The sequence below is a fragment of the Pseudomonas sp. 50_B genome, from assembly GCF_017491625.1.
GTDB classification, from domain to species: Bacteria; Pseudomonadota; Gammaproteobacteria; order Pseudomonadales; family Pseudomonadaceae; genus Aquipseudomonas; species Aquipseudomonas danubii.
The window spans coordinates 1-21621 of the sequence record NZ_JAFGYX010000039.1; the positions used below are offsets into that span (position 1 = coordinate 1).

The 21621-nt window shown below is 66.7% G+C and carries 18 protein-coding genes; 12 read left to right on the forward strand and 6 right to left on the reverse strand.

Annotated features, from left to right (window positions below):
* From pedH to J5M73_RS29940, 7 genes are all read left to right on the forward strand, one after another.
* On the forward strand, positions 1 to 1525 hold a 1525-nt coding region (gene pedH / locus J5M73_RS29910), incomplete at its 5' end, for a PQQ-dependent alcohol dehydrogenase PedH (RefSeq protein ID WP_207816812.1).
* A gap of 197 nt (positions 1526 to 1722) precedes the next feature.
* On the forward strand, positions 1723 to 3243 hold the full coding sequence (locus tag J5M73_RS29915) for an aldehyde dehydrogenase family protein (protein WP_207816814.1): 1521 nt from the start codon (positions 1723 to 1725) through the stop codon (positions 3241 to 3243).
* Between the two features lie 538 nt (positions 3244 to 3781).
* Complete coding sequence (gene pqqA, locus J5M73_RS29920) at positions 3782 to 3853, forward strand: pyrroloquinoline quinone precursor peptide PqqA (protein ID WP_011060521.1); 72 nt, start codon at positions 3782 to 3784, stop codon at positions 3851 to 3853.
* Positions 3854 to 3914: 61 nt separating this feature from the next.
* Entirely contained in the window at positions 3915 to 4829 is a 915-nt protein-coding gene (gene pqqB / locus J5M73_RS29925) for a pyrroloquinoline quinone biosynthesis protein PqqB (RefSeq protein ID WP_207167401.1), read from the forward strand.
* Positions 4830 to 5402: 573 nt separating this feature from the next.
* A complete protein-coding gene (ercA, locus tag J5M73_RS29930; protein WP_060838525.1) occupies positions 5403 to 6566 on the forward strand; it encodes an alcohol dehydrogenase-like regulatory protein ErcA in 1164 nt (387 codons plus the stop codon).
* Positions 6550 to 8277 (forward strand): NahK/ErcS family hybrid sensor histidine kinase/response regulator, encoded by a 1728-nt coding sequence (locus J5M73_RS29935; RefSeq protein ID WP_102861871.1) that lies wholly within the window; start codon positions 6550 to 6552, stop codon positions 8275 to 8277. Before ercA ends, J5M73_RS29935 begins: the two co-directional genes overlap by 17 nt.
* Positions 8278 to 8428: 151 nt before the next feature.
* Positions 8429 to 9280: a VanW family protein gene (locus tag J5M73_RS29940; protein ID WP_102861870.1), complete on the forward strand. Its 852-nt coding sequence runs from the start codon at positions 8429 to 8431 to the stop codon at positions 9278 to 9280.
* On the opposite strand, the gene J5M73_RS29945 is transcribed toward J5M73_RS29940, so the two are convergent.
* Positions 9254 to 9802, reverse strand: coding sequence for a YniB family protein (locus tag J5M73_RS29945; protein WP_102861869.1), 549 nt, complete (start codon positions 9800 to 9802; stop codon positions 9254 to 9256). The two genes, J5M73_RS29940 and J5M73_RS29945, sit on opposite strands and share 27 nt — an antisense overlap.
* A gap of 116 nt (positions 9803 to 9918) precedes the next feature.
* On the opposite strand from J5M73_RS29945, the gene J5M73_RS29950 reads away from it, so the two are divergent.
* From J5M73_RS29950 to J5M73_RS29960, 3 genes are read left to right on the forward strand one after another with little or no spacing between them, the layout of a single operon-like run.
* Entirely contained in the window at positions 9919 to 10587 is a 669-nt protein-coding gene (locus tag J5M73_RS29950) for an ABC transporter ATP-binding protein (protein WP_207167403.1), read from the forward strand.
* Position 10588: 1 nt separating this feature from the next.
* Positions 10589 to 13069 (forward strand): FtsX-like permease family protein, encoded by a 2481-nt coding sequence (locus tag J5M73_RS29955; protein WP_102861867.1) that lies wholly within the window; start codon positions 10589 to 10591, stop codon positions 13067 to 13069.
* Positions 13059 to 14135 (forward strand): lipocalin-like domain-containing protein, encoded by a 1077-nt coding sequence (locus J5M73_RS29960; RefSeq protein WP_102861866.1) that lies wholly within the window; start codon positions 13059 to 13061, stop codon positions 14133 to 14135. Before J5M73_RS29955 ends, J5M73_RS29960 begins: the two co-directional genes overlap by 11 nt.
* Positions 14136 to 14494: 359 nt before the next feature.
* Here the strand turns inward: J5M73_RS29960 and J5M73_RS29965 are convergent, their stop codons facing one another.
* Complete coding sequence (locus J5M73_RS29965; protein WP_102861865.1) at positions 14495 to 14881, reverse strand: hypothetical protein; 387 nt, start codon at positions 14879 to 14881, stop codon at positions 14495 to 14497.
* A gap of 202 nt (positions 14882 to 15083) precedes the next feature.
* Between J5M73_RS29965 and J5M73_RS29970 the strand changes: the two genes are divergently transcribed.
* Positions 15084 to 15440, forward strand: coding sequence for a hypothetical protein (locus J5M73_RS29970; RefSeq protein ID WP_240321968.1), 357 nt, complete (start codon positions 15084 to 15086; stop codon positions 15438 to 15440).
* Between the two features lie 15 nt (positions 15441 to 15455).
* On the opposite strand, the gene J5M73_RS29975 is transcribed toward J5M73_RS29970, so the two are convergent.
* Together J5M73_RS29975 and J5M73_RS29980 are read right to left on the reverse strand one after the other, a co-directional pair.
* Positions 15456 to 16862 carry an FAD-binding oxidoreductase gene (locus J5M73_RS29975; RefSeq protein WP_102861863.1) on the reverse strand — a complete coding sequence of 469 codons (1407 nt, stop codon included), beginning with the start codon at positions 16860 to 16862 and terminating at the stop codon, positions 15456 to 15458.
* 146 nt (positions 16863 to 17008) lie between these two features.
* Complete coding sequence (locus J5M73_RS29980) at positions 17009 to 18403, reverse strand: VOC family protein (RefSeq protein ID WP_180988535.1); 1395 nt, start codon at positions 18401 to 18403, stop codon at positions 17009 to 17011.
* A gap of 276 nt (positions 18404 to 18679) precedes the next feature.
* Between J5M73_RS29980 and J5M73_RS29985 the strand changes: the two genes are divergently transcribed.
* Complete coding sequence (locus J5M73_RS29985) at positions 18680 to 19762, forward strand: diguanylate cyclase (protein WP_102861861.1); 1083 nt, start codon at positions 18680 to 18682, stop codon at positions 19760 to 19762.
* 186 nt (positions 19763 to 19948) lie between these two features.
* Here J5M73_RS29985 and J5M73_RS29990 read toward each other — a convergent pair whose 3' ends face one another.
* Together J5M73_RS29990 and J5M73_RS29995 are read right to left on the reverse strand one after the other, a co-directional pair.
* Positions 19949 to 20866 (reverse strand): ABC transporter substrate-binding protein, encoded by a 918-nt coding sequence (locus J5M73_RS29990; protein WP_102861860.1) that lies wholly within the window; start codon positions 20864 to 20866, stop codon positions 19949 to 19951.
* Positions 20859 to 21611, reverse strand: coding sequence for a (2Fe-2S) ferredoxin domain-containing protein (locus tag J5M73_RS29995; protein ID WP_102861859.1), 753 nt, complete (start codon positions 21609 to 21611; stop codon positions 20859 to 20861). The genes J5M73_RS29990 and J5M73_RS29995 overlap by 8 nt, the downstream gene beginning before the upstream one ends.
* Positions 21612 to 21621 lie beyond the last annotated feature (10 nt).

Here is a 21621-nt window from a genome sequence, read left to right on the forward strand (position 1 = left end):
CGGCCAGCAGGCCCAGCCGCTGATCAAGGACGGGGTGATGTACATGACCGGCTCCTACTCGCGGGTGTTCGCGGTGGACGCGCGCACCGGCAAGAAGCTCTGGCAGTACGATGCGCGCCTGCCGGACGACATCCGCCCGTGCTGCGACGTGATCAACCGCGGCGTGGCGCTGTACGGCGACCTGGTGTTCTTCGGCACCCTGGACGCCAAGCTGGTGGCCCTGAACAAGGACACCGGCAAGGTGGTGTGGAGCAAGAAGGTCGCCGACCACAAGGAGGGTTATTCCATCAGCGCCGCGCCGATGATGGTCAACGGCAAGCTGATCACCGGGGTCGCCGGCGGCGAGTTCGGCGTGGTGGGCAAGATCCAGGCCTACGACCCGAAAAACGGCGAGCTGCTGTGGATGCGCCCCACCGTGGAAGGCCACATGGGCTATGTGTACAAGGACGGCAAGGCCATCGAGAACGGCATTTCCGGTGGCGAGGCGGGCAAGACCTGGCCGGGCGATCTGTGGAAGACCGGCGGCGCGGCGCCGTGGCTCGGCGGCTACTACGACCCGGAAACCAACCTGCTGCTGTTCGGCACCGGCAACCCGGCGCCGTGGAACTCCCACCTGCGCCCTGGCGACAACCTGTATTCCTCGTCGCGCCTGGCCCTGAACCCGGACGACGGCACCATCAAGTGGCACTTCCAGAGCACCCCCCACGACGGTTGGGACTTCGACGGCGTCAACGAGCTGATCTCCTTCAACTACAAGGAGGGCGGCAAGGAGATCAAGGCCGCCGCCACCGCCGACCGCAACGGCTTCTTCTACGTGCTCGATCGCACCAACGGCAAGTTCATCCGCGGCTTCCCCTTTGTCGACAAGATCACCTGGGCCACCGGCCTGGATAAGAACGGCCGGCCGATCTACAACGAGGCCAGCCGTCCCGGCGCCCCGGGCAGCGAAGCCAAGGGCAGTTCGGTGTTCGTCGCCCCGGCCTTCCTCGGCGCCAAGAACTGGATGCCCATGGCCTACAACCGCGACACCGGGTTGTTCTATGTACCGTCCAACGAGTGGGGCATGGACATCTGGAACGAAGGCATCGCCTACAAGAAGGGCGCGGCGTTCCTTGGCGCGGGCTTCACCATCAAGCCGCTGAACGAGGACTACATCGGCGTGCTGCGGGCCATCGACCCCATCAGCGGCAAGGAAGTCTGGCGCCACAAGAACTTCGCGCCGCTGTGGGGCGGGGTACTGACCACCAAGGGCAACCTGGTGTTCACCGGCACGCCTGAAGGCTTCCTCCAGGCGTTCAACGCCAAGACCGGCGAGAAGGTCTGGGAGTTCCAGACCGGCTCCGGGGTCCTGGGCTCGCCCGTGACCTGGGAAATGGACGGCGAGCAGTACGTCTCGGTGCTCTCCGGCTGGGGCGGCGCGGTGCCGCTGTGGGGCGGCGAAGTGGCCAAGCGGGTCAAGGACTTCAACCAGGGCGGCATGCTCTGGACCTTCAAGCTGCCCAAGGACCTGGTGAGCAAACGCTAATCGTAGGAGCCAGCTTGCTGGTGAAGAGGCCCGCAAGAGCGCCTTCATCGGCAAGCCGGCTCCCGCACAGGGCAATCAACCTACGACCAAATGACGAGAGCCCCCCCTGCCAACGATGCATTCGTCCGGCCCCCGGGGCTCTCTACCATCGGTCCATCGCCTGTCGTCGGACAGGCCTCGACCAGCAGAGGCTCAGCATGATCTACGCACAACCCGGAACCCCAGGCGCCGTCGTGTCCTTCAAGCCACGCTACGGCAATTTCATCGGCGGCCAGTTCGTGCCGCCGGTGGCTGGCCAGTACTTCACCAACACCTCGCCGGTCAACGGCGAAGTGATCGCCGAATTCCCCCGTTCCAGCGCCGCCGATATCGACAAGGCCCTGGACGCCGCCCATGCCGCCGCCGATGCCTGGGGCAAGACCAGCGCCCAGGACCGTTCGCTGGTGCTGCTGAAGATCGCCGACCGCATCGAGCAGAACCTGGAGATCCTCGCGGTCAGCGAGACCTGGGACAACGGCAAGGCGGTGCGCGAAACCCTCAACGCCGACGTACCCCTGGCCGCCGACCACTTCCGTTACTTCGCCGGTTGCATCCGCGCCCAGGAAGGCGGCGCCGCCGAGATCAACGAACTGACCACCGCCTACCATTTCCACGAACCTTTGGGTGTGGTCGGGCAGATCATCCCGTGGAACTTCCCGCTGCTGATGGCCGCCTGGAAACTCGCCCCGGCCCTGGCCGCCGGCAACTGCGTGGTGCTCAAGCCCGCCGAGCAGACCCCGCTGTCGATCATGATCTTCGCCGAGCTGATCGCCGACCTGCTGCCGGCCGGCGTGCTGAACATCGTCCAGGGTTTCGGCCGTGAAGCCGGCGAGGCCCTGGCCACCAGCAAGCGCATCGCCAAGATCGCCTTCACCGGCTCGACCCCGGTGGGCTCGCACATCATGAAATGCGCCGCCGAGAACATCATTCCGTCCACCGTGGAACTGGGCGGCAAATCGCCGAACATCTTCTTCGAAGACATCATGCAGGCCGAGCCCAAGTTCATCGAAAAGGCCGCCGAGGGCCTGGTGCTGGCGTTCTTCAACCAGGGTGAAGTCTGCACCTGCCCGTCCCGCGCCCTGGTGCAGGAGTCGATCTACGAGCCGTTCATGGCCGAGGTGATGAAGAAGATCGTCAAGATCAAGCGCGGCAACCCGCTGGACACCGAGACCATGGTCGGCGCCCAGGCATCGCAGCAGCAGTACGAGAAGATCCTCTCCTACCTGCAGATCGCCCAGGAGGAGGGCGCCGAGCTGCTCACCGGTGGCGCCGCCGAGCGCCTGGAAGGCGACCTGTCCAGCGGTTACTACATCCAGCCGACCCTGCTCAAGGGCCACAACAAGATGCGCGTGTTCCAGGAAGAAATCTTCGGCCCGGTGGTGGGCGTGACCACCTTCAAGGACGAAGCCGAAGCCCTGGCGATTGCCAACGACAGCGAGTTCGGCCTGGGCGCCGGGCTGTGGACCCGCGACATCAACCGCGCCTACCGCATGGGCCGGGCGATCAAGGCCGGTCGGGTGTGGACCAACTGCTACCACCTGTACCCGGCGCATGCCGCGTTCGGTGGCTACAAGAAATCCGGCGTGGGCCGCGAGACCCACAAGATGATGCTCGACCACTACCAGCAGACCAAGAACCTGCTGGTGAGCTACGACATCAACCCCCTGGGCTTCTTCTAAGGGCAAGAAAGGGCGGGGTAGTTGGGTGCTGCCCCGCTTTGTGTGGCAACGGCGCGACGTCTTGGGTGGACGTCGCGCCGTTTTTTTTAGAGACCCCGATCCCCTCAACTTGCGCCATCCTGTAGCCGCTGCCGAGCCTCGGCGAGGCTGCGCAAAGGCCCGCAGGGCCTTGCCTGGCGATCCCCCGCCAAACCCGCAGCGGCCTCAAGAACGCTGCGGCCCTTCGTGCCGTTCGCGGCCTGCGGCAGCGGCTACACCAACCTCGGATCGACACCGGCCCTGTAGCCGCTGCTGAGCCACGGCGAAGCTGCGCAAAGGCCCGCAGGGCCTTGCCTGGCGATCCCCCGCCAAACCCACAGCGGCCTCAAGAACGCTGCGGCCCTTCGTGCCGTTCGCAGCCTGCGGCAGCGGCTACACATGCGCCAAGCCCCTACCAATGCACCCCGCCGGCTCGTCCCAAAGTAGCATTCGGCCGCCGCGTGCCCCGTGCATTAATGCCTCTACCGGAATCGTCCGGCACAACAAGAGGATTGACCCCATGTGGCATAAACCTGCGTACACCGACCTGCGCATCGGCTTTGAAGTGACCATGTACTTCGCCAACCGCTGAGCCGTCCCGCTCCGGCCGCTCCTGGTGTTGGCCGGAGTCTTTTGCCCTTCAGGAGCACGTCATGCATATCCGCATTCTCGGTTCCGCGGCGGGTGGCGGTTTTCCCCAGTGGAACTGCAACTGCCGCAACTGCGCCGGGGTGCGCGACGGCAGCCTGCGCGCCCAGCGCCGTACCCAATCGTCCATCGCCCTGAGCGACCACGGCAGCGAGTGGATCTTGTGCAACGCCTCGCCGGATATTCGCCAGCAGCTGGAATCCTTCCCGACCCTGCAACCGGCCCGACAGCTGCGCGACACCGCCCTGGCCGGGGTGATCCTGCTGGACAGCCAGATCGACCACTGCACCGGCCTGCTCAGCCTGCGCGAAGGCTGCCCGCATCAGGTCTGGTGCACCGAGATGGTCCATCAGGACCTGTGCAGCGGCTTCCCCCTGTTCACCATGCTCAGCCACTGGAACGGCGGCTTGCAGTGGCAGCCCATCCACCTCGATGGCCGCGAGTTCAGCCTACCGGCCTGCCCAGACCTCGCCTTGCGGGCCATTGCCCTGCGCAGCAGCGCACCGCCGTATTCGCCCCATCGCGGCAACCCGCACCCGGGGGACAATATCGGCCTGTTCATCGAGGACCGGCGCAGCGGCGCCAGCCTGTTCTACGCCCCGGGCCTGGGGCAGGTGGATGAGGCCCTGCTGGAATGGATGGACCGCGCCGACTGCCTGCTGGTGGACGGCACCTTGTGGCGCGACGATGAAATGCGCGTCTGTGGCGTCGGCGACAAACTGGGCAGCGACATGGGCCACCTGGCGCAAAGCGGCCCTGGCGGCATGCTCGAGGTGCTGGAGCGCTTTCCCCGGGCGCGCAAGGTGCTGATCCACATCAACAACACCAACCCGATCCTCGACGAAGACTCCGCCGAGCGCGCCGAGCTGACCCGCCGCGGCATCGAAGTGGCGCATGACGGCATGGACATCCATCTCTGACGCCACCCGGTCCCTGTAGCCGCTGCTGAGCCCCAGCGAAGCTGCGCAAAGGCCCGCAGGGCCTTGCCTGACGATCGCCCGCCGAACCCGCAGCGACCTCAAGAGCGCCGCGGCCCTTCGTGCCGTTCGCAGCCTGCGGCAGCGGCTACTCAACCTCGGATCGGCACTGGCCCTGTAGCCGCTGCTGAGCCACGGCGAAGCTGCGCAAAGGCCCGCAGGGCCTTGCCTGACGATCCCCCGCCAAACCCGCAGCGGCCTCAAGACCGCCGCGGCCCTTCGTGCCGTTCGCAGCCTGCGGCAGCGGCTACACAACCTCGGATCGGCACTGGCCCTGTAGCCGCTGCTGAGCCACGGCGAAGCTGCGCAAAGGCCCGCAGGGCCTTGCCTGGCGATCCCCCGCCAAACCCGCAGCGACCTCAAGAGCGCCGCGGCCCTTCGTGCCGTTCGCAGCCTGCGGCAGCGGCTACAGGGCCTGCGAGGCTGCGAAGTCCGCCGATGGTCGGATTGCTTTCAGCAACGGATGCTTTAGGCTGGCGTTCTCCTTCCAGAACAATAAGAAAACAGGCTTCCGTCATGAGCCAGAATCTCAGTCTGCTGCGCAAGTTCGTGTCTCCGGAAATCATCTTTGGCGCCGGTTGCCGGCATAACGTCGGCAACTATGCGAAGACCTTCGGCGCGCGCAAGGTCCTGGTGGTCAGCGACCCCGGGGTGATCGCCGCCGGTTGGGTCGCCGATGTCGAGGCCAGTCTCCAGGCCCAGGGTGTCGACTATTGCCTGTACAGCCAGGTCTCGCCCAACCCGCGGGTGGAGGAGGTGATGCAGGGCGCCGAGGTCTACCGCGAAAACGCCTGCGATGTGATCGTCGCCGTCGGCGGCGGCAGCCCCATGGACTGCGGCAAGGGCATCGGCATCGTGGTGGCCCACGGGCGCAGCATCCTGGAGTTTGAAGGGGTGGACATGATCCGCGTGCCGAGCCCGCCCTTGATCATGATTCCCACCACCGCCGGCACCTCGGCGGACGTCTCGCAGTTCGTGATCATCTCCAACCAGCAGGAACGGATGAAGTTCTCCATCGTCAGCAAGGCGGTGGTGCCGGATGTGTCGCTGATCGACCCGGAAACCACCCTGGGCATGGACCCGTTTCTTTCTGCCTGCACCGGTATCGACGCCCTGGTGCATGCCATCGAGGCCTTTGTTTCCACCGGCCACGGCCCGCTCACCGATCCCCATGCCCTGGAAGCCATGCGCCTGATCAACGGCAACCTGGTGCAGATGATCGCCAACCCCGGCGACATCGCCCTGCGCGAGCAGATCATGCTCGGCAGCATGCAGGCCGGGCTGGCGTTCTCCAACGCGATTCTCGGCGCGGTGCATGCCATGTCCCACAGCCTGGGAGGCTTTCTCGACCTGCCCCACGGATTGTGCAACGCGGTGCTGGTGGAGCATGTGGTGGCCTTCAACTACAGCTCGGCGCCGGAGCGCTTCAAGGTGATTGCCGAGACCTTCGGCATCGACTGCCGCGGGCTCAACCAGCGGCAGATCTGCGGGCGCCTGGTGGAGCACCTGATCGCCCTCAAGCACGCCATCGGTTTCCACGAAACCCTGAGCCTGCATGGGGTCAGCAGCAGCGACATTCCGTTCCTCTCGCAGCATGCGATGGACGATCCGTGCATCCTCACCAACCCTCGCGAATCCAGCCAGCGTGATGTCGAGGTGGTGTATGGCGAGGCCCTCTGACGAACAGCAACGAGCCCTGGCCGGGCTCTTGGGGCTGGGCAACCACTCGGCGCGCAAGAGTCACTACCCGGAACTGGCGGCGCGCCTGGAAGACCTGGAAACCGAGCGCAACCGCTACAAGTGGCTGTTCGAGCATGCGGTGCACGGCATCTTCCAGGCCAGCCTGCAGGCCGGCCTGCGCGCGGCCAACCCGGCCCTGGCGCGCATGCTGGGCTATCAGGACCCGCAGGAAGTGCTGTTCTCCCTGGCCGACCTGGCGGGCAATCTGTTCGTCGGCGGTGCGGCGGAACTGGCGGCCATCGGCGAGGAGCTGCAGCGCCAGCGCAGCCTGTTGGGCTATGAAACCCAGTTGCGGCGCAAGGACGGCAGCAGCATCGATGTGCTGATGAACCTGCTGCTCAAGCCCGACCAGGACGGGCTGGTGGAAGGTTTTGTCGCCGACATCACCGAACGCAAGCTGGCCCAGCAGCACCTGGAACAGCTCAACGACCAGTTGGAGCAGCGGGTCGCCGCGCGCACCGATGAACTGCTGGAAGCCAACCGCAACCTGCAGCAGCAGATCGCCCGGCGCGAACGCATCGAGTGTGATCTGCGGGATGCCCGGGACGCCGCCGAGGCGGCCAATCGCAGCAAGGACAAATACCTGGCCGCCGCCAGCCACGACCTGCTGCAACCGCTGAATGCCGCGCGCCTGCTGATCTCTACCTTGCGCGAGCGGCGCCTGCCGGCGGCCGAGCAACTGCTGGTGGAGCGCACCCACCAGGCCCTGGAAGGCGCCGAGGACCTGCTCACCGATCTGCTGGACATCTCCAAGCTCGACCAGGCGGCGGTCAAGCCCGACCCTGCGGTCTATCGCCTGGATGAGTTGCTCGCGCCGCTGGTCTCGGAGTTCCAGTCGGTGGCCGAGGCGGCGGGCCTGGAGCTGCGGGTGCGCTTTGGCGACTTTGCCCTGTTCACCGACCTGCGGCTGATGACGCGGATTCTGCGTAACTTCCTCAGCAATGCCTGCCGCTACACCGAGCGCGGCAGCATTTTGCTGGCGGCGCGGCGCCGCGGCGATCAGTTGCGGCTGGAGGTGTGGGACACCGGGCGCGGCATTGCCGCCGACCGCCTGGACTCGATCTTCCTCGAATTCAATCAGCTGGACGTGGGCCGCGCCGCCGACCGCAAAGGCGTGGGCCTGGGGCTGGCGATTGTCGAGCGCATCGCCAAGATCCTCGGCTACCGGGTGCAGGTGCAGTCGCGGCCGGGGCGGGGCTCGCGGTTCAGTATCGAGGTGCCCCTGGCGGACCGGGTGCCATTGCCCATCAGCTTGCAGGCACCGCAGCCGGGCACCGGCAACCCGCTGCCGGGGCGGCGCCTGCTGGTGCTGGACAACGAGCTGAGCATCCTTGAGAGCATGGCCGCGCTGCTCGGGCAGTGGGGCTGCGAAGTGCTCACCGCCACCGATCAGGCGGCGGCCCTGGCGGTGCTTCAGGGCCGGGCGCCGGAGCTGATCCTGGCGGATTTTCACCTGGATCACGGGGTCACCGGCTGCCAGGTGGTGCAGCAGCTGCGCGAGCACTTCCAGCAGCCGCTGCCGGCGGTGATCATCACCGCCGACCGCAGCGACCAGTGCCGCCGGGCCTTGCAGCAACTGGGAGCGCCGCTGCTCAACAAACCGCTGAAACCGGGCAAGTTGCGGGCCGTGCTCAGCCAGTTGCTGGGCTAGGGCTGGGCCTGGTCCTCGGGGCATTCCTGTACGGTGCGCTCGGGTGCAGGGCTTCTGGCATGGGCGCAGGCTTGCCGCTAAGATGCCGCTCTTTTTTTCAAGGACGAAGCCGGCTCCTGCGTCGTCGCGCCGGGCCGCCGTTTAACCATCGATGAAACCCCTGTCCTCGTATCACCCGCTGCTGTACTGGCTGCGAGTACGCCAGAGGCGCCTGATGCGTCATCTGGCCTGGCGCTGCTCCGGGCGCCGTTACGCCCGGCCCGAGCCCGGCAGCTCGCACTTGCCCCATCGGCTGATCAAGCACACCTCGAAACTGATCCGCACCCTGGGCGACTGCGACCTGGCGCTGCAGCACAACAAGGTGATCAACCTCAAGCTGGCGGTGGCCTGCATCGATGGCGTGCGCATCGCCCCCGGCGAGTATTTTTCCTTCTGCAAGCTGGTGGGCCGGCCCAGTCGCCGGCGCGGTTTTGTCGAAGGCATGGAGCTGTCGTTCGGCGAGGCCCGCCGCGGCATCGGCGGAGGCATCTGCCAACTGAGCAACCTGATTCACTGGATGGCGCTGCACTCGCCGCTTGAGGTGGTGGAGCGGGCCAACCACAGCTTCGACCCGTTCCCCGACGAGGGCCGGGTGCTGCCCTTCGGTTCCGGTGCGGCGATCTTCTACAACTACATCGATCTGGTGCTGTACAACCCCGGCCCCCAGACCTTGCAGCTCAAGCTGCTGGTCGGCGCGCAGCAACTGGAGGGCGAGCTGCTCTGCGAGCGGCCGCGGGAGTATCGCTATCACGTCTACCAGCGGGCCCATCGCTTTGTGCGCGAGGGCGCCCGGGTGTACCGGGAGAACCAGATCTGGCGCGACATTCGCACCAAGGGCCAGGACGCCCAGCTGCTGCGCCAGGAGTGCCTGTATCGCAACCGGGTGCTGGTCAAGTACCCGGTGGCCGAGGCGCTGCTCGATCAGCCGGTGCCGGGCTCAGATGATGCCCAGCATCCACAGTAGGCCCAGGTAGACCGCGGCGCCGCCCAGGGGCCAGACCACCAGCAGGCGGGTCTGGCTGAAGAACGCTGGCGCGGCCTCCACCCGGGTCGACTCCTCCAGCTGTTGCAGGGTCCTGGCGGGCACGCCGTCCTCGACCGGGGCGTTGAGCTGGGCCTCGATCAGCGGTTCCACGGCCTCGACCTTGCGCATCAGCGTCCGGCCCGAGGCGAACAGGGCGGCGCCGACGAAGATCAGCAGGTAGATCACCAGGAATTTCCAGTGGGAGGAGTAGCTCAGGTCGATGAAGCTGGGGGTCGGGCTGTTGTCCCAGAACCAGTCCAGGGCCCGGGTGTTTTCCGAGACCATCAGGGTGAACTGCTGAATCGGGCGGTTGATGGTGCTCGCCATGGCGGTGTAGCTGTCCAGGCGCCAGTGGAGCATTTTCAGGGTGGAGAACAGCGTGGAGATCAATGCGCCGGTGAACATCAATGCGCCTGCGCCAATCTGCAGCCGGTACTTCAATTGGGCCTGGGTGTAGTTCATCTGTGCGTCCTGCCATGAAGAAAGTGGCGCAATACTATATTTCACCGGCACGGGCCGATAGGGGCGGTGCTGCTCAGGCTATCCTTGGCTCCCTCTCTACTCGGACGAATCAGCCCATGCTGCAGGTACAAGGCGTCTTCAAGAGTTACCCCACGCCCCAGGGCCCGCTGGCGGTGCTGCAGGGCGTGGACCTGCAGCTGCGGCACGGCAGCAGCCTGGCGCTGATGGGCGAGTCGGGCAGTGGCAAGAGCACCTTGCTGCACCTGATCGCCGGGCTCGACCGGGTCGACGCCGGCAGCATCCGCATCGGCGGGCAGCACCTGGAGCAGATGACCGAGGGCCAGCGTGCCGACTGGCGACGCACTGAAGTGGGCCTGGTGTTCCAGCAGTTCAACCTGATCAGCAGCCTGCGGGTGGAAGACAACCTGAGCTTCCAGGCGCGCCTGGCCGGGCGCCTCGATCCGCTGTGGCAGGCGCAGTTGGTGGCGCGCCTGGGCCTGGGTGATTTGCTGCGGCGTTACCCGGAGCAGCTCTCCGGCGGCCAGCAGCAACGGGTCGCCCTGGGCCGGGCCCTGGCGGCGAAACCCGGGTTGCTGCTGGCGGACGAACCCACCGGCAGCCTCGACGAGGCCACCAGCGACGAGGTGTTGCAGCTGTTGCTGGAGCTACTGGCGGACAGCCCCACCAGCTTGTTGATGGTCACCCATAGCCAGCGGGTGGCCAGCCGCCTGCAACAGACGGTGGTGCTGCAACGCGGTCGTCTGGCCGACCCGGTCGGGGCTTGAGATGGGGGTCTTTGTCACAGCGATGCGGGCGCTGCTGAGCCACTGGCGCCGGCATCCGGTGCAGTTTTTCAGTGTGCTCACCGGACTCTGGCTGGCCACCAGCTTGTTGACCGGCGTGCTGGCTCTCAACAGTCAGGCTCGGGACAGTTATGCCCGAGCCAGCCAGTTGATCGGCGGCGAGCCTCAGGCCAGCCTGGGCAGCGCCAGTGGTGCGAGTTTTTCCCAGCAGGGGTTCGTCGAGCTGCGCCGTGCCGGCTGGCCGGTGTCGCCGGTGCTCCAGGGGCGGGTGCAGCTCAAGGATCACCCCGACCAGCCCCTGCAGGTGATGGGCATCGAGCCCTTATCGCTGCCCGCCGGTTCCGCGGTGGCCGGTCAGGCCCTGGCGCTGCAACAGATGGTCGAGTTCTTCAGTGTGCCGGGCACCACCTGGGTGGCGCCGCAGACCCTGGCCAGCCTGGGCTTGCAAGAGGGCGAGCAACCCCAGGCAGTCAATGGCCAGCGCTTACCGCCGCTGCGGGTGCAGGCGGACATGGCCCCGGGGCTGCTGTTGATGGACATCGGTTTTGCCCAGCAGGTGCTCGGCCAGCCCGGGCAGTTGAGCCGCTTGTTGCTGCCCAGGGACTTTGCCGCCCAGGCACCGCCACTGCCGGCGCAACTGGCGGGGCAACTGGTGCTGCGCCAGGGTGAAGCAGAGGGCGATCTGGCACGCCTGACCGAAAGCTTTCACCTGAACCTGGATGCCTTGGGGTTCCTGTCCTTTGTGGTGGGGCTGTTTATCGTGCACGCCGCCATTGGCCTGGCCCTGGAGCAGCGGCGCGGCTTGCTGCGCACCCTGCGGGCCTGCGGGGTCAGTGCGCGGCTGCTGATTGCCTGCCTGATCGTCGAGCTGGGAGGGCTGGCGCTGTTGGGCGGTGTGGCTGGCGTGGTCAGCGGCTACCTGCTGGCCGGGGTGTTGCTGCCGGACGTGGCCGCCAGCCTGCGGGGCTTGTACGGCGCGCAAGTGGCCGGGCAGTTGAGCCTGAGTCCCGGGTGGTGGTTCAGCGGTATCGGCCTGAGTCTGTTGGGCGCCTTGCTGGCCGGTGGCGCCAGCCTGCTGCGGGCAGCGCGCCTGCCGTTGCTGGCCCTGGCCAATCCCCAGGCCTGGCACCAGGCCCATGCCCGCTGGTTGCGGCGCCAGGGTTGGATCGCTTGCCTGGCCTTGCTGGTGGCCCTGCTGGCGTGGCACTGGGGCGACAGCCTGGCCAGCGGTTTCGTGCTGCTGGCGGCTTTGCTGCTGGCGGCGGCCCTGGGCCTGCCGGTGCTGCTCAACGCGGTGCTGGGCGGTTTGCTGGGGCGCAGTCGCGGGGTGCTGGGGCAATGGTTTGTCGCCGATAGTCGGCAGCAGTTGCCGGCCCTGAGCCTGGCCTTGATGGCCCTGCTCCTGGCCCTGGCGGCGAACATTGGCGCCGGCAGCATGACTGCCGGTTTTCGCCAGACCTTCAATGACTGGCTGGAGCAGCGCCTGAGCGCCGAGCTCTACCTCAACCCGCAAAGCCCCGAACAGGCCGGGCAACTGCTGGACTGGCTGCCGCGCCAGACCCAGGTGACGGCGGTGCTGCCCAGCTGGCAGGTGGCGTTGCAGGTCCAGGGCTGGCCGGCGGACCTGTACGGGGTGATCGACCATCCCAGCTATCGCCAGCATTGGCCGTTGCTGGAGGCCCAGGGGGCCGATCCCTGGGCGCAGTTGGCGGCGCACGACAGCGTGATGCTCAGCGAACAGTTGGCCCGAAGACTCAAGGTGCGCCTGGGGGATCGCCTGGAACTGCCGGTGCCGGCAGGGCACTGGGCGCCCCAGGTGGTGGGGATCTATGCCGACTACGGCAATCCCAAGGGGCACTTGCTGGTGAATGTGCAGCACCTGTTGGCGCATTGGCCGCAGTTGGCGCCGAACCGTTTCAACCTGCGCCTTGCGCCGGAGGCGGTTGCGCCGCTGATCGGTGCCTTGCAACAGCAGTTTCAGCTGGATGACAGCCGGATCATCGATCAGGCCCGGCTCAAGGGTTGGTCGCTGCAGGTCTTCGAGCGTACCTTCGCCGCCACCGCCGCCCTCAATAGCCTGACCCTGGGGGTGTCCGGGGTGGCACTGTTCATCAGCCTGCTGACCCAGAGCCAGAGCCGCCTGGGCCAGTTGGCACCGCTCTGGGCCCTGGGGGTGGGCCGGCGCCAGTTGATGCTGCTGAACCTCGGGCAGACCTGGCTGCTGGCGGTGCTCACCCTGATGCTGGCGTTGCCCCTGGGGATTGTCCTGGCCGGGTGCCTGAACAGCGTGATCAATGTCCAGGCCTTTGGCTGGAGCCTGCCGTTGCGGGTGTTTCCAGGGCAGATCCTGCAACTGCTGGGCTTGGCCATGTTGGCCACCCTGGCGGCCTCGGCCTGGCCGCTGTTGAAGCTGTACCGTGCACAACCGGCGGATTTGCTGAGGACCTTTGCCCATGAAGAGTGATTGCCGGTGGCTGTCGCTGCTGTTTCTGCTGCTGGCCGGCTGCGACCAGGACGCCGCGGCGCCCCAGGGTTTTGCCGGGCTGGGCAACGAGGCCTCGGCCTTTGCCCCGGTGGTGCCGGGGCGCACCTTCAGCTTTCCTGCCGATCATGGCCCACATGACGGTTTTCGCATCGAGTGGTGGTACCTGACGGCCAACCTGAAGGACGCTCAAGGCCGGCAATTCGGTGTGCAATGGACGCTGTTTCGCAGTGCGTTGCGGGCCGCGCCCGAGCAGCCCGGCTGGGGCGCACCGCTGGTCTGGCTGGGGCACGCGGCGGCCACTTCGGCCAGCCGTCACTATGCCGCCGAGCGTTATGCCCGGGGCGGGGTGGGGCAGGCCGGGGTCACGGCGCAGCCGTTCCAGGCCTGGATCGATGACTGGCGCTTCACCAGCCTGCCCACCGGGGACAATCCCCTGGCCCGGATGCAGGTGCAGGCCAGTGGGCCGGGGTTCGCCTATCAGTTGCAACTGTCCAGCCGCCAGCCGCTGGTGCTGCAGGGCGTGGGCGGCTACAGCCGCAAGTCGGACCAGGGTCAGGCGTCGTATTACTACAGCCAGCCGTTCTTCCAGGCGTCGGGGCAGTTGCAGATCGACGGCCAACGCTATGAGGTCAGCGGCCCGGCCTGGCTCGACCGGGAGTGGAGCAGCCAGCCCCTGGCCGCCGACCAGACCGGTTGGGACTGGTTCTCCCTGCACCTGGACAGCGGAGAACGGTTGATGCTGTTCCGGGTGCGGGAGAACCATCGCGCGCCTTACATCACCGGCACCTGGATCAATGTCGATGGCAGCACCCAGAGCCTGGGGCGCGAGCAGATCCAGATGACGCCCCTGGAGGAAGCCCAGGTCGAGGGGCGGCGCCTGCCGAGCGCCTGGCAACTGAAGATTCCCGATAAGAAACTGGACATCAGAACCCGGGCCTTGAATCCCCAGTCGTGGATGAAACTGAGCATTCCCTATTGGGAGGGGCCGATCACCCTGGAGGGCAGCCACACCGGCAGCGGTTATCTGGAGATGACCGGGTATTGAGGGGGGCTGCAGGACAGCCCCAGGGGCCAGGGCTGACGGGGCTGAACTGAGGGGCGAGCCGGCGGCGAGGGCGACGGATCACCCCGGTGTCCAGTTTTATTCAGAATCCGCCCACGGATTTTCCCCTTCAGTTGCACTAGAATGCCAATCGTTCGCCCGGTGCAAGGGCTCTTTACCGGTGCATGGATTGCCAAGGCCAGAGCACTGGGCGAACACCCTCCCTGAACAATGTCCTGCGAACGCCAGGTTGTGTAACTGTCGCGTCCGGCGACGTTCGAGCCCTTGAAAGGCGCTCAGCTTCCCCTTCAAACACCCCCCCTGCGGGTTTTCTGCGCTGCACCGTGGTTGGTCGTGGGCGCTCAAAGCGCGATGGGCTGCAGGCTGATCTGGTGGGCGCGCAGACTGACCCACTGCGGCAGGCGCTCGGGGCCACCCCGCAGGGACAGGAGGATGATCGAGGGGCCTACCGCCAGGGCGGCGACGCCATCCTCATCGAGCTGAACCAGGCGCCCACTGACCTGCAAGGCACCCTGGTCCCAGTGCAGGCGGAACGGGCCCTGGGCACAGGGCTCCAGGTTGTCATTCCAGCTGAACTCGTCCTCCAGGCTCAGTTCCACTTCGTAGTCGTGCCCGACCCTCGGCGAGGGGCCCAGCCATTGGCCGCGGCCCTCGCCGAAGGCACAGCAGAAGCTGACGCAGAGGTCTTGCGCCGCAGTGAGGCGGATGTCCGTCAGGGTGATACGCATGCCAGGGTGTCTCGATAGAGTTGAAGTGGCGCCAAGCCGCTTGCACGGTTGTCGCGCCGGGCAAGGCTGAAGGCTCTGCCGGCGTCTGGCAAGTGCCTGCGGTTTTTCATTGCGCAGTCGCGGGGCCTTCAACAAAATGGCCGACTGCTCCGCGGGACCGCTCGCGGAGGTGGATGGTAGTGGAGATCCTGGATTGATCTGGTTGAAGCGTTTTCTCATGTCGATCGGCGCACTGACGCTGATACTGGTTGCCCTCGGGATGGCCTGGACAGGCCTTTTCAAAGAAGCCGTGCACACATTGCCGGAACATCCCCGGGCCCGATGGCAGGGCGGCGTCGATGGTGGGCACTACGTTGAAGTCACCCGCAGCGAAGCGCCTTACTACTTCGTCCAGATCCGTTATGAAAGCGGCGACCTGTGGTCCGAGGGCTGGCTGCGGCATGAGCACGGCGACGGTGCTCCGTTCAGCGCTGACGACGTGATCGCCTTTGACGGTGACGGGGTGATTTTCCTTCAGCAACGCAAGGTGCTGGCCGGTGGCAAGTCCGGGGCCCGTTGAGCCCCGGGGCGCGACCTATTTGCCCTGGCTGTCGGTGCCGTAGGCGTCCCACAGCTTGTTGCGAAACTTGTTGTGCGGATCGACCCGCGCCTTGAGCGCGAGAAATTCCCCGGCCCGCGGATAGGCCGCCCGAAACTGCTGCGGTGTGGCGTGGATCTGATAGGGCAGGTAGTAGCTGCCGCCGCGCTTGATCGCGCTGTCCACCAGGGCCCGGGTCCATTCCCGCACGGCGTCCCGCTCCGCCTCTGCCGTGCTCTGCTGGTAATACAGCACCAGGGCGAACACGTCAGTCTTGGCCCAGGCCAGCAAGGTGCCGGGGTCGGCCTTGGCGTGGCGGATGGACAGGTTGATCACGTTGACCCTGTGCGCCCGCAGGGTCGCGCCCATCTCCTGGACGAAACTTTCCAGCTGGTCGGTGGGTACGAAGTATTCCTGCAGCACGTAGGTGCGCTCGCTCCGGGAGTCGGGCTCCAGTTCGCGCACGTCGAGGCTGGCCTCGTGGTTGCGCCAGGAGACTTGGGGTTTCTTCAGCACCAGGGGGTCGATCACCTCCTGGCGCAGGGCCTTGCCCCCGGGCCATTGGCTCACCACTTTCAGGGCTTTCTGTTCTTTCCAGTAGTTCTGGTCCAGGGGCGTGAGGCGTTCCTTGACCGTTAGCGGCAGGTCGGTCTGGCTGTAGGACACTGCGCGCAGGGTCTGGTACTGGTCGGGGTAGAGCACGGCGTTATGCAGGATGACCTTGGGGTTGTGCTCGATCCGGGCAAAGAAAAAGGGGCGGTAGTCGCCCAGGGGCATTTCTTCGAAGCTGCGCAGCAGGCGCACGTTTTCACTCAGGCGCAAGGTGGCTTCGACTATCACCCCGAGGCCGCCGTAGCCGCCGATGGCGCCGTAGAACAGTTCGGCGTTGCTTTGCGGGCTGGCCTCGACCACTTGGCCGTCGGCCAGCACCAGCTTGATGGATTTGACCGAGGTCACCAGCGGCCCATAGCCGACATAGCGGCCATGGGCGTTGACGCTCAGGGCGCCGCCGACGGTGAAGTTGGCGTAGCTCTGCATGATGCTCACGGACAGATCGTAGGGGTCGATGAAACTCTGCAGGGCGCGCCAGGTGATGCCGGGCTGCACGGTGATTTCCTTGTGCTCGCGGGAGAAACCGAGCACCCGGTCGAAGCCGCGCATATCGATCTGCAAGGCATGCTCGGTGGCAGTCTGGCCGCCCATGCTGTAGCGCCCGCCGCCGATGGCGATGGGGCCGGGGTGTTCGGCCACCCGTTTGACGATCTGCTCCAGGGTGGTGGGCCGGGCCACCTGGTCCACCACGATGGGGTTGAGCTGGGTGATGTCGTTGACGGTTTCTGCTGCGTGGGTGCTCAGCGCGGCGCCGAGGGCGCAGCATAAAAACAGGCCGGTCGCGAATCTCATGTCGCCGTGTCCATCCTTGGTGGTGGCGCGCCGCGGGCTCGGGCGCAAGTTCCGGCACAATAGCGTCCCGGCCAGGCCATGACCATGGGGCAAAACGACGAAGGGGGAATCCGGCACCGACCCGCAAGGCCGATGCCGGACAGGGCTTAGAGCGCTGGCAGGCCCAGGCTGGCGGCGCATTGCTCCAGGGAGCGCTGCTGGGTCTGGGCGTAGAGCTGCAACTCATCCAGGGTGGCGCGGCCCAGGGCCGTTTCGAAGGCCTGGCGGTTGGAGTGTGCGGCGTAGTGGCTCTGGCTGTCGTCCCCCAGGTTGGACTGGAAGATCCCGGCGGCGCTCACCGGCAGGAAGTCCTCATACACCAGGGGTTCGGCCCGCAGGTGCCCGGCGGCCAGCAACGCTGACAAGGTGGTGGGCCGCTGGGGCTGGTGGCGTGCCGCCAGCCCGGCGTCGCTGACGAAGTAGCGGAAATAGGCCAGGCCCTGTTCACGCATGGCGTCGTGGTTGTCGGGGAACTCGTCGAAGTGCGCTTGCATCAGCTGGTTGTAGCGCTGGGCGTTGCTCTCGCTGGGGAAGTCGCCCAGGGCGTCGCGGGCTGCATTCAGCAGGCGGTCGTAGAGGGCCCGGCCCTTGGGTGTCAGTGCCGCGCCGCGTTGCTCGATCTCGCCGAAGCGGGCGCTGTGGCTGCCCTGGGGCAGGTCCTGATCGGTGAAGGCCACCCGTTCCTCCAGGGCCTTGAAGCTGGTCTGGCGCAGCAGGATCGGGCACGCCCGGCGTGGCGGGCCTTCGATCACCGCCTTGGGGGTGATGCCGTGCTCGGGCATCAGCCGTTGCACTTCATCGATGTCCAGGGTGCGTGGGGTCAGGTGGTTGATGTGCGGCCCCTTGAACGCCACCACGTCGGCGATCAGCCGGTGCTGGGCACTGAGACTGGCGTACTGGGCGGCGGTCACCGTGGCGTGGTGGTGCCAGCGGAAGGTCTCCAGGGCTTCCTGAATGAAGCGTTGGGCATCCTGCTCATCCAGGCCGCCTTGGGCGTGGGCCTGTTCGATCAGTTCCAGCGCCTTGGGGGTGAAGATCGAGCGTTGGGCCAGCACCTGTTCGGCAAAGCGCCGCAGTTCGGGGTTATCGATCAGTTCCAGGCGCAGCAACGAGGTGAAGACCCGGAACGGGCTGACGTGCAGGGCCTCTTCGTGCACCGCGCGAAAGGCCGTGGAGTGCACCGGCACCCCGGCCGGGGTCAGGTCGTAGTAGCCCACCGGCTGCATGCCCATGACCGCGAACAGCCGGGCCAGGGTCGCCAGCTCGGCGGCGCTGCCGACACGGATGGCGCCGTGGCGCTCCAGGTCCAGGCGCTGCAGTTCGCCGCTGTGCTGCAAGTGCCGGGCAATGGCCGGCTGCTGTTCCAGGACCTGGGCATTGACCTGGGCCACCAGCGCCATCAGGGCGCCGTAGAGGGGCACCTCCTCACGGTACATATCCGACATGGCCCGGGAAAATCCCTGGCGGATCAGATCAGGACTGACGAAGTGCTGGTTGCTCATGGACAAGGTTCCCGTGGCAGTGGATATCGAAACGAGAGAGGTACGGATCGGCCCCGATTCTGCTGGCCGGTGCCGGGGCTGACAAACGAAGTTTCCTCTGAACTTCATTCTGCAAATGAATGCATGGGGCCGGCGGGCAGATTCCCGCTCAGCGGGCCCGTCTTGAGCGGGCAGGCTGTGTACACTGATGGCGTTTTGCATCCGCGTGGCTAGACTTGCAACGGTCAAGCTCACCTATCGCTCGCTGCATCTTTCCCATCGCTGGACGGAGGCAACTTGGCCCCTGCGCAGTACACCAGAGGCAAGGGACTGTCATTGGCCAGGAGGCTGTATAAATCGCGGATTCTGGGCCTTGGCCTGGGCTTGCTGTGCGTGGCCGCCGGGATGTGGCCGCTGCAACCGGCGCCCTGGGTCTGGGGACTGATGCTGTTCAACGCCCTGGTCTGGCCGCACCTGGCCTATCAGTGGGCCCGATGGTCCCAGGTGCCGTTTCGCGCCGAGTACCGCAACCTGTTGGTGGATTCGCTGCTGGGCGGGTTCTGGGTCGCGGCCATGCAGTTCAATCCGCTGCCGCTGGCCACCACCCTGGGGATGATGGCGATGAACAACATCGCCCTGGGCGGGGTGCGTTTTTTTCTTGCCGGCTGTGGGGCCCAGGTCCTGGGCATTGGCATCGGCCTGGGGGTGTTCGGGCTGTCGTTCACTCCCCTGACCACGCCGCAGCAGTTGTATGCCTGCCTGCCGATGCTGACTCTGTACCCGATGGTGCTGGGCTACATCTGTTACCAGCAAGCGGCGACCCTGGGCCGGCACAAGCGCGAGCTGCTGGCCCTGAGTCGCACCGACAGCCTGACCGGGCTGCTCAACCACGGTGCCTGGAAGGACCAGTTGGAGATCGAGTTCCAGCGTTGCCAGCGCCAGGCCCATGGTGGCGCCATCGCCCTGATCGACATCGATCACTTCAAGGCCATCAACGACACCTACGGTCATGTGGCCGGGGATGTGGTGCTGCGCCAGTTGAGCAAGCTCCTCCGGCAGAACCTGCGGGCCAGCGATCAGGCCGGGCGTTATGGCGGTGATGAGTTCTGCGTGATCCTGCCGGACGTGCCGCTGGAGCACGCCGCCGATCTGATGGAGGCGCTGCGCGGGCGCTTCGCGGCCCTTGGCTACGAACAGAATCCGGCGTTGCAGGTGAGCCTGAGCATTGGCCTGGCGGCGTTCAACCCCATGCACGAGGACGCCATGGATTGGTTGAACGATGCCGATCAGGCCCTGTATGCCGCCAAGACCGCTGGTCGCAACAACGTCACCTGCCATCCGCCGGAGCGGCCTTCGCGCCGGGTGTTGAATCCTCTGTAATACCTGCCTCTGGTCGGGCTTGCCCATGAAGGCGTCGGCATGTACGCCGCGTGATTGGCGGTGTTCCGTTCGCCGGCAAGCCGGCTCCTACAGTGGGTGCGGTCTGTAGGAGCGGGCTTGCCCGCGAAGGCGTCGGGTGGCGCGTCGCGGGGGCTGGCGGTGCTCGCTTCGCCGGCAAGCCGGCGCCTACGGGGGAGCAGGGTGCAGGCGCCGCGCCAGTTCCAGCGCGGTGCGGCCGCTGGCGATGCCCGGCACCAGTTGGGCGAAGGGGATGTCGATCAGCCGCTCTTCGCGCACCGCCCGCAACCGCGACAGCACCGGGTCTCGCTGCAGCAGCTGGCGTTTGCGCGTGGCCGGTGACCACAGGGCGTCTGCCAGGAGCAGCACGTCCGGGTCGTTGCTCAGCAGGGTTTCGCTGTCGACCGTCAGGCGCGGGCGGTCGATGGCGGCGAAGCTGTTGCGGGCGCCGGCGGCTTGCAGCAGTACCCCGACAAAACCGCGCTGGCCCTGGCTGGCAAGGCCGTTGACCTCGCTGTCCAGGTAGAACACCGCGGGCGTGTCGCGGCCCCGGTACAAGGCTGCTGCCGCAGCAAGGTCGGCCTCCATGGCCGCGATCAGTTGCTCGGCCCGGGCTGGCTGCTGCAACAGCCGGCCCAGGGTCCGCAGGTCGCGACGGATATGCCCGAAGTAGTCCTCATCATGCCCGGCGCAGGCCGACTCCAGCAGGTAGCTGGCAATGCCGATGCGCCCCAGGCGCTCCCGGGAGCTGAAGTTGTCGGGAAATGCCGAAGCGAAGCCGCCCACCACCAGGTCGGGCTTCAGGCTGTAGAGCACCTCCGCCGACGGGTATTGCCGGGCGATCACCGGCACGCCGTGGTACTGCCCCTGGGTTTGGGCCTGACTGTCGTCATCCAGGTAGGCGACGCCGATCATCGACGGCCCGGCGCCCAGGGCCAGCAGCAGATCGGCGCTGTGCTGGTTGAGGGCCACGATGCGCCGGGGAGGGTCCTCGACGGTCCAGGTCTTGGCGCAGTTGTCGTAGCTGGCCGCCAGGGCCGGCCCGGTCGCCAGCCATAGCAGGAGGCCGAGGATCTTCCTAGGCATCCGCCACCCCCGCATACGGCGAAGGGATCAGCAGATCCTGCACCGGCTCACCTGCCAGCAGATGCCCCTGCACCAGACGCACGACCTGGCGGTCGTCGCTGACCCGGTACCAGCAGCCATCGGGGTGCACGGTCAGCACCGGCCCCAGGTTGCAGGGGAACTGGCAGGCGGTGCGGGTCAGCAGCACGCCGCCGGGGGTTTCCATGTGGTCAAGGCGCAGCAGTTCACGGCGCAGGGTCTTCCACAGCGCCAGGGCACCGCGGCGCACGCAGCGCGGGCCGGTGCACAGGAACACCTGCCGGGCATGGGGTGGCACCCGCGACCAGTCCGGGTCGCTGGCCACGGCGTTGACCTGATCGCAGGGCAGGTGCCGCTCGTGCTGGGCGATGCTGGCGCAGGCCAGCGCTGCATCCAGCCCGCGACGGCCCAGGGCCTGGGCGGTGATCCACAGCTGCGGCGCCTGGGGATGGGCCCGGGCCAGGCGTCCCAGCTCATCGCGCAGCCAGTCCAGGTAAGCGCTGTCGGAACTGGGCTCCAGGTCCACCACCAGCAGCGCCGCGCCGTCCTCGGGCAAGGGTTCCTCCAGGGCGGCCCAGAGGCTGTCGAAGCCGTCCAGGGTGTCGATCACCCGGGTGCCGGCGTCCTCGTTGCGCAGCGCCTTGAGCTCGCGGCGAAAGGCTTCGCCCAGGGTGCCGCCGTGCAGGCCGGGGCCGACGAACAGCACCCGTTGATAGTCCTTGTGCATGTCGTTGGGC

Excerpts from the sequence above, each read along its gene's own strand:
- J5M73_RS29915 (WP_207816814.1), top strand. The coding sequence starts at position 1,723 with ATGATCTACGCACAACCCGGAACCCCAGGCGCCGTCGTGTCCTTCAAG.
- pqqB (WP_207167401.1), top strand. The coding sequence starts at position 3,915 with ATGCATATCCGCATTCTCGGTTCCGCGGCGGGTGGCGGTTTTCCCCAG.
- ercA (WP_060838525.1), top strand. The coding sequence starts at position 5,403 with ATGAGCCAGAATCTCAGTCTGCTGCGCAAGTTCGTGTCTCCGGAAATC.
- J5M73_RS29935 (WP_102861871.1), top strand. The coding sequence starts at position 6,550 with ATGGCGAGGCCCTCTGACGAACAGCAACGAGCCCTGGCCGGGCTCTTG.
- J5M73_RS29940 (WP_102861870.1), top strand. The coding sequence starts at position 8,429 with ATGAAACCCCTGTCCTCGTATCACCCGCTGCTGTACTGGCTGCGAGTA.
- J5M73_RS29945 (WP_102861869.1), bottom strand. The coding sequence starts at position 9,802 with ATGAACTACACCCAGGCCCAATTGAAGTACCGGCTGCAGATTGGCGCA.
- J5M73_RS29950 (WP_207167403.1), top strand. The coding sequence starts at position 9,919 with ATGCTGCAGGTACAAGGCGTCTTCAAGAGTTACCCCACGCCCCAGGGC.
- J5M73_RS29955 (WP_102861867.1), top strand. The coding sequence starts at position 10,589 with ATGGGGGTCTTTGTCACAGCGATGCGGGCGCTGCTGAGCCACTGGCGC.
- J5M73_RS29960 (WP_102861866.1), top strand. The coding sequence starts at position 13,059 with ATGAAGAGTGATTGCCGGTGGCTGTCGCTGCTGTTTCTGCTGCTGGCC.
- J5M73_RS29965 (WP_102861865.1), bottom strand. The coding sequence starts at position 14,881 with ATGCGTATCACCCTGACGGACATCCGCCTCACTGCGGCGCAAGACCTC.
- J5M73_RS29975 (WP_102861863.1), bottom strand. The coding sequence starts at position 16,862 with ATGAGATTCGCGACCGGCCTGTTTTTATGCTGCGCCCTCGGCGCCGCG.
- J5M73_RS29980 (WP_180988535.1), bottom strand. The coding sequence starts at position 18,403 with ATGAGCAACCAGCACTTCGTCAGTCCTGATCTGATCCGCCAGGGATTT.
- J5M73_RS29990 (WP_102861860.1), bottom strand. The coding sequence starts at position 20,866 with ATGCCTAGGAAGATCCTCGGCCTCCTGCTATGGCTGGCGACCGGGCCG.
- J5M73_RS29995 (WP_102861859.1), bottom strand. The coding sequence starts at position 21,611 with ATGCACAAGGACTATCAACGGGTGCTGTTCGTCGGCCCCGGCCTGCAC.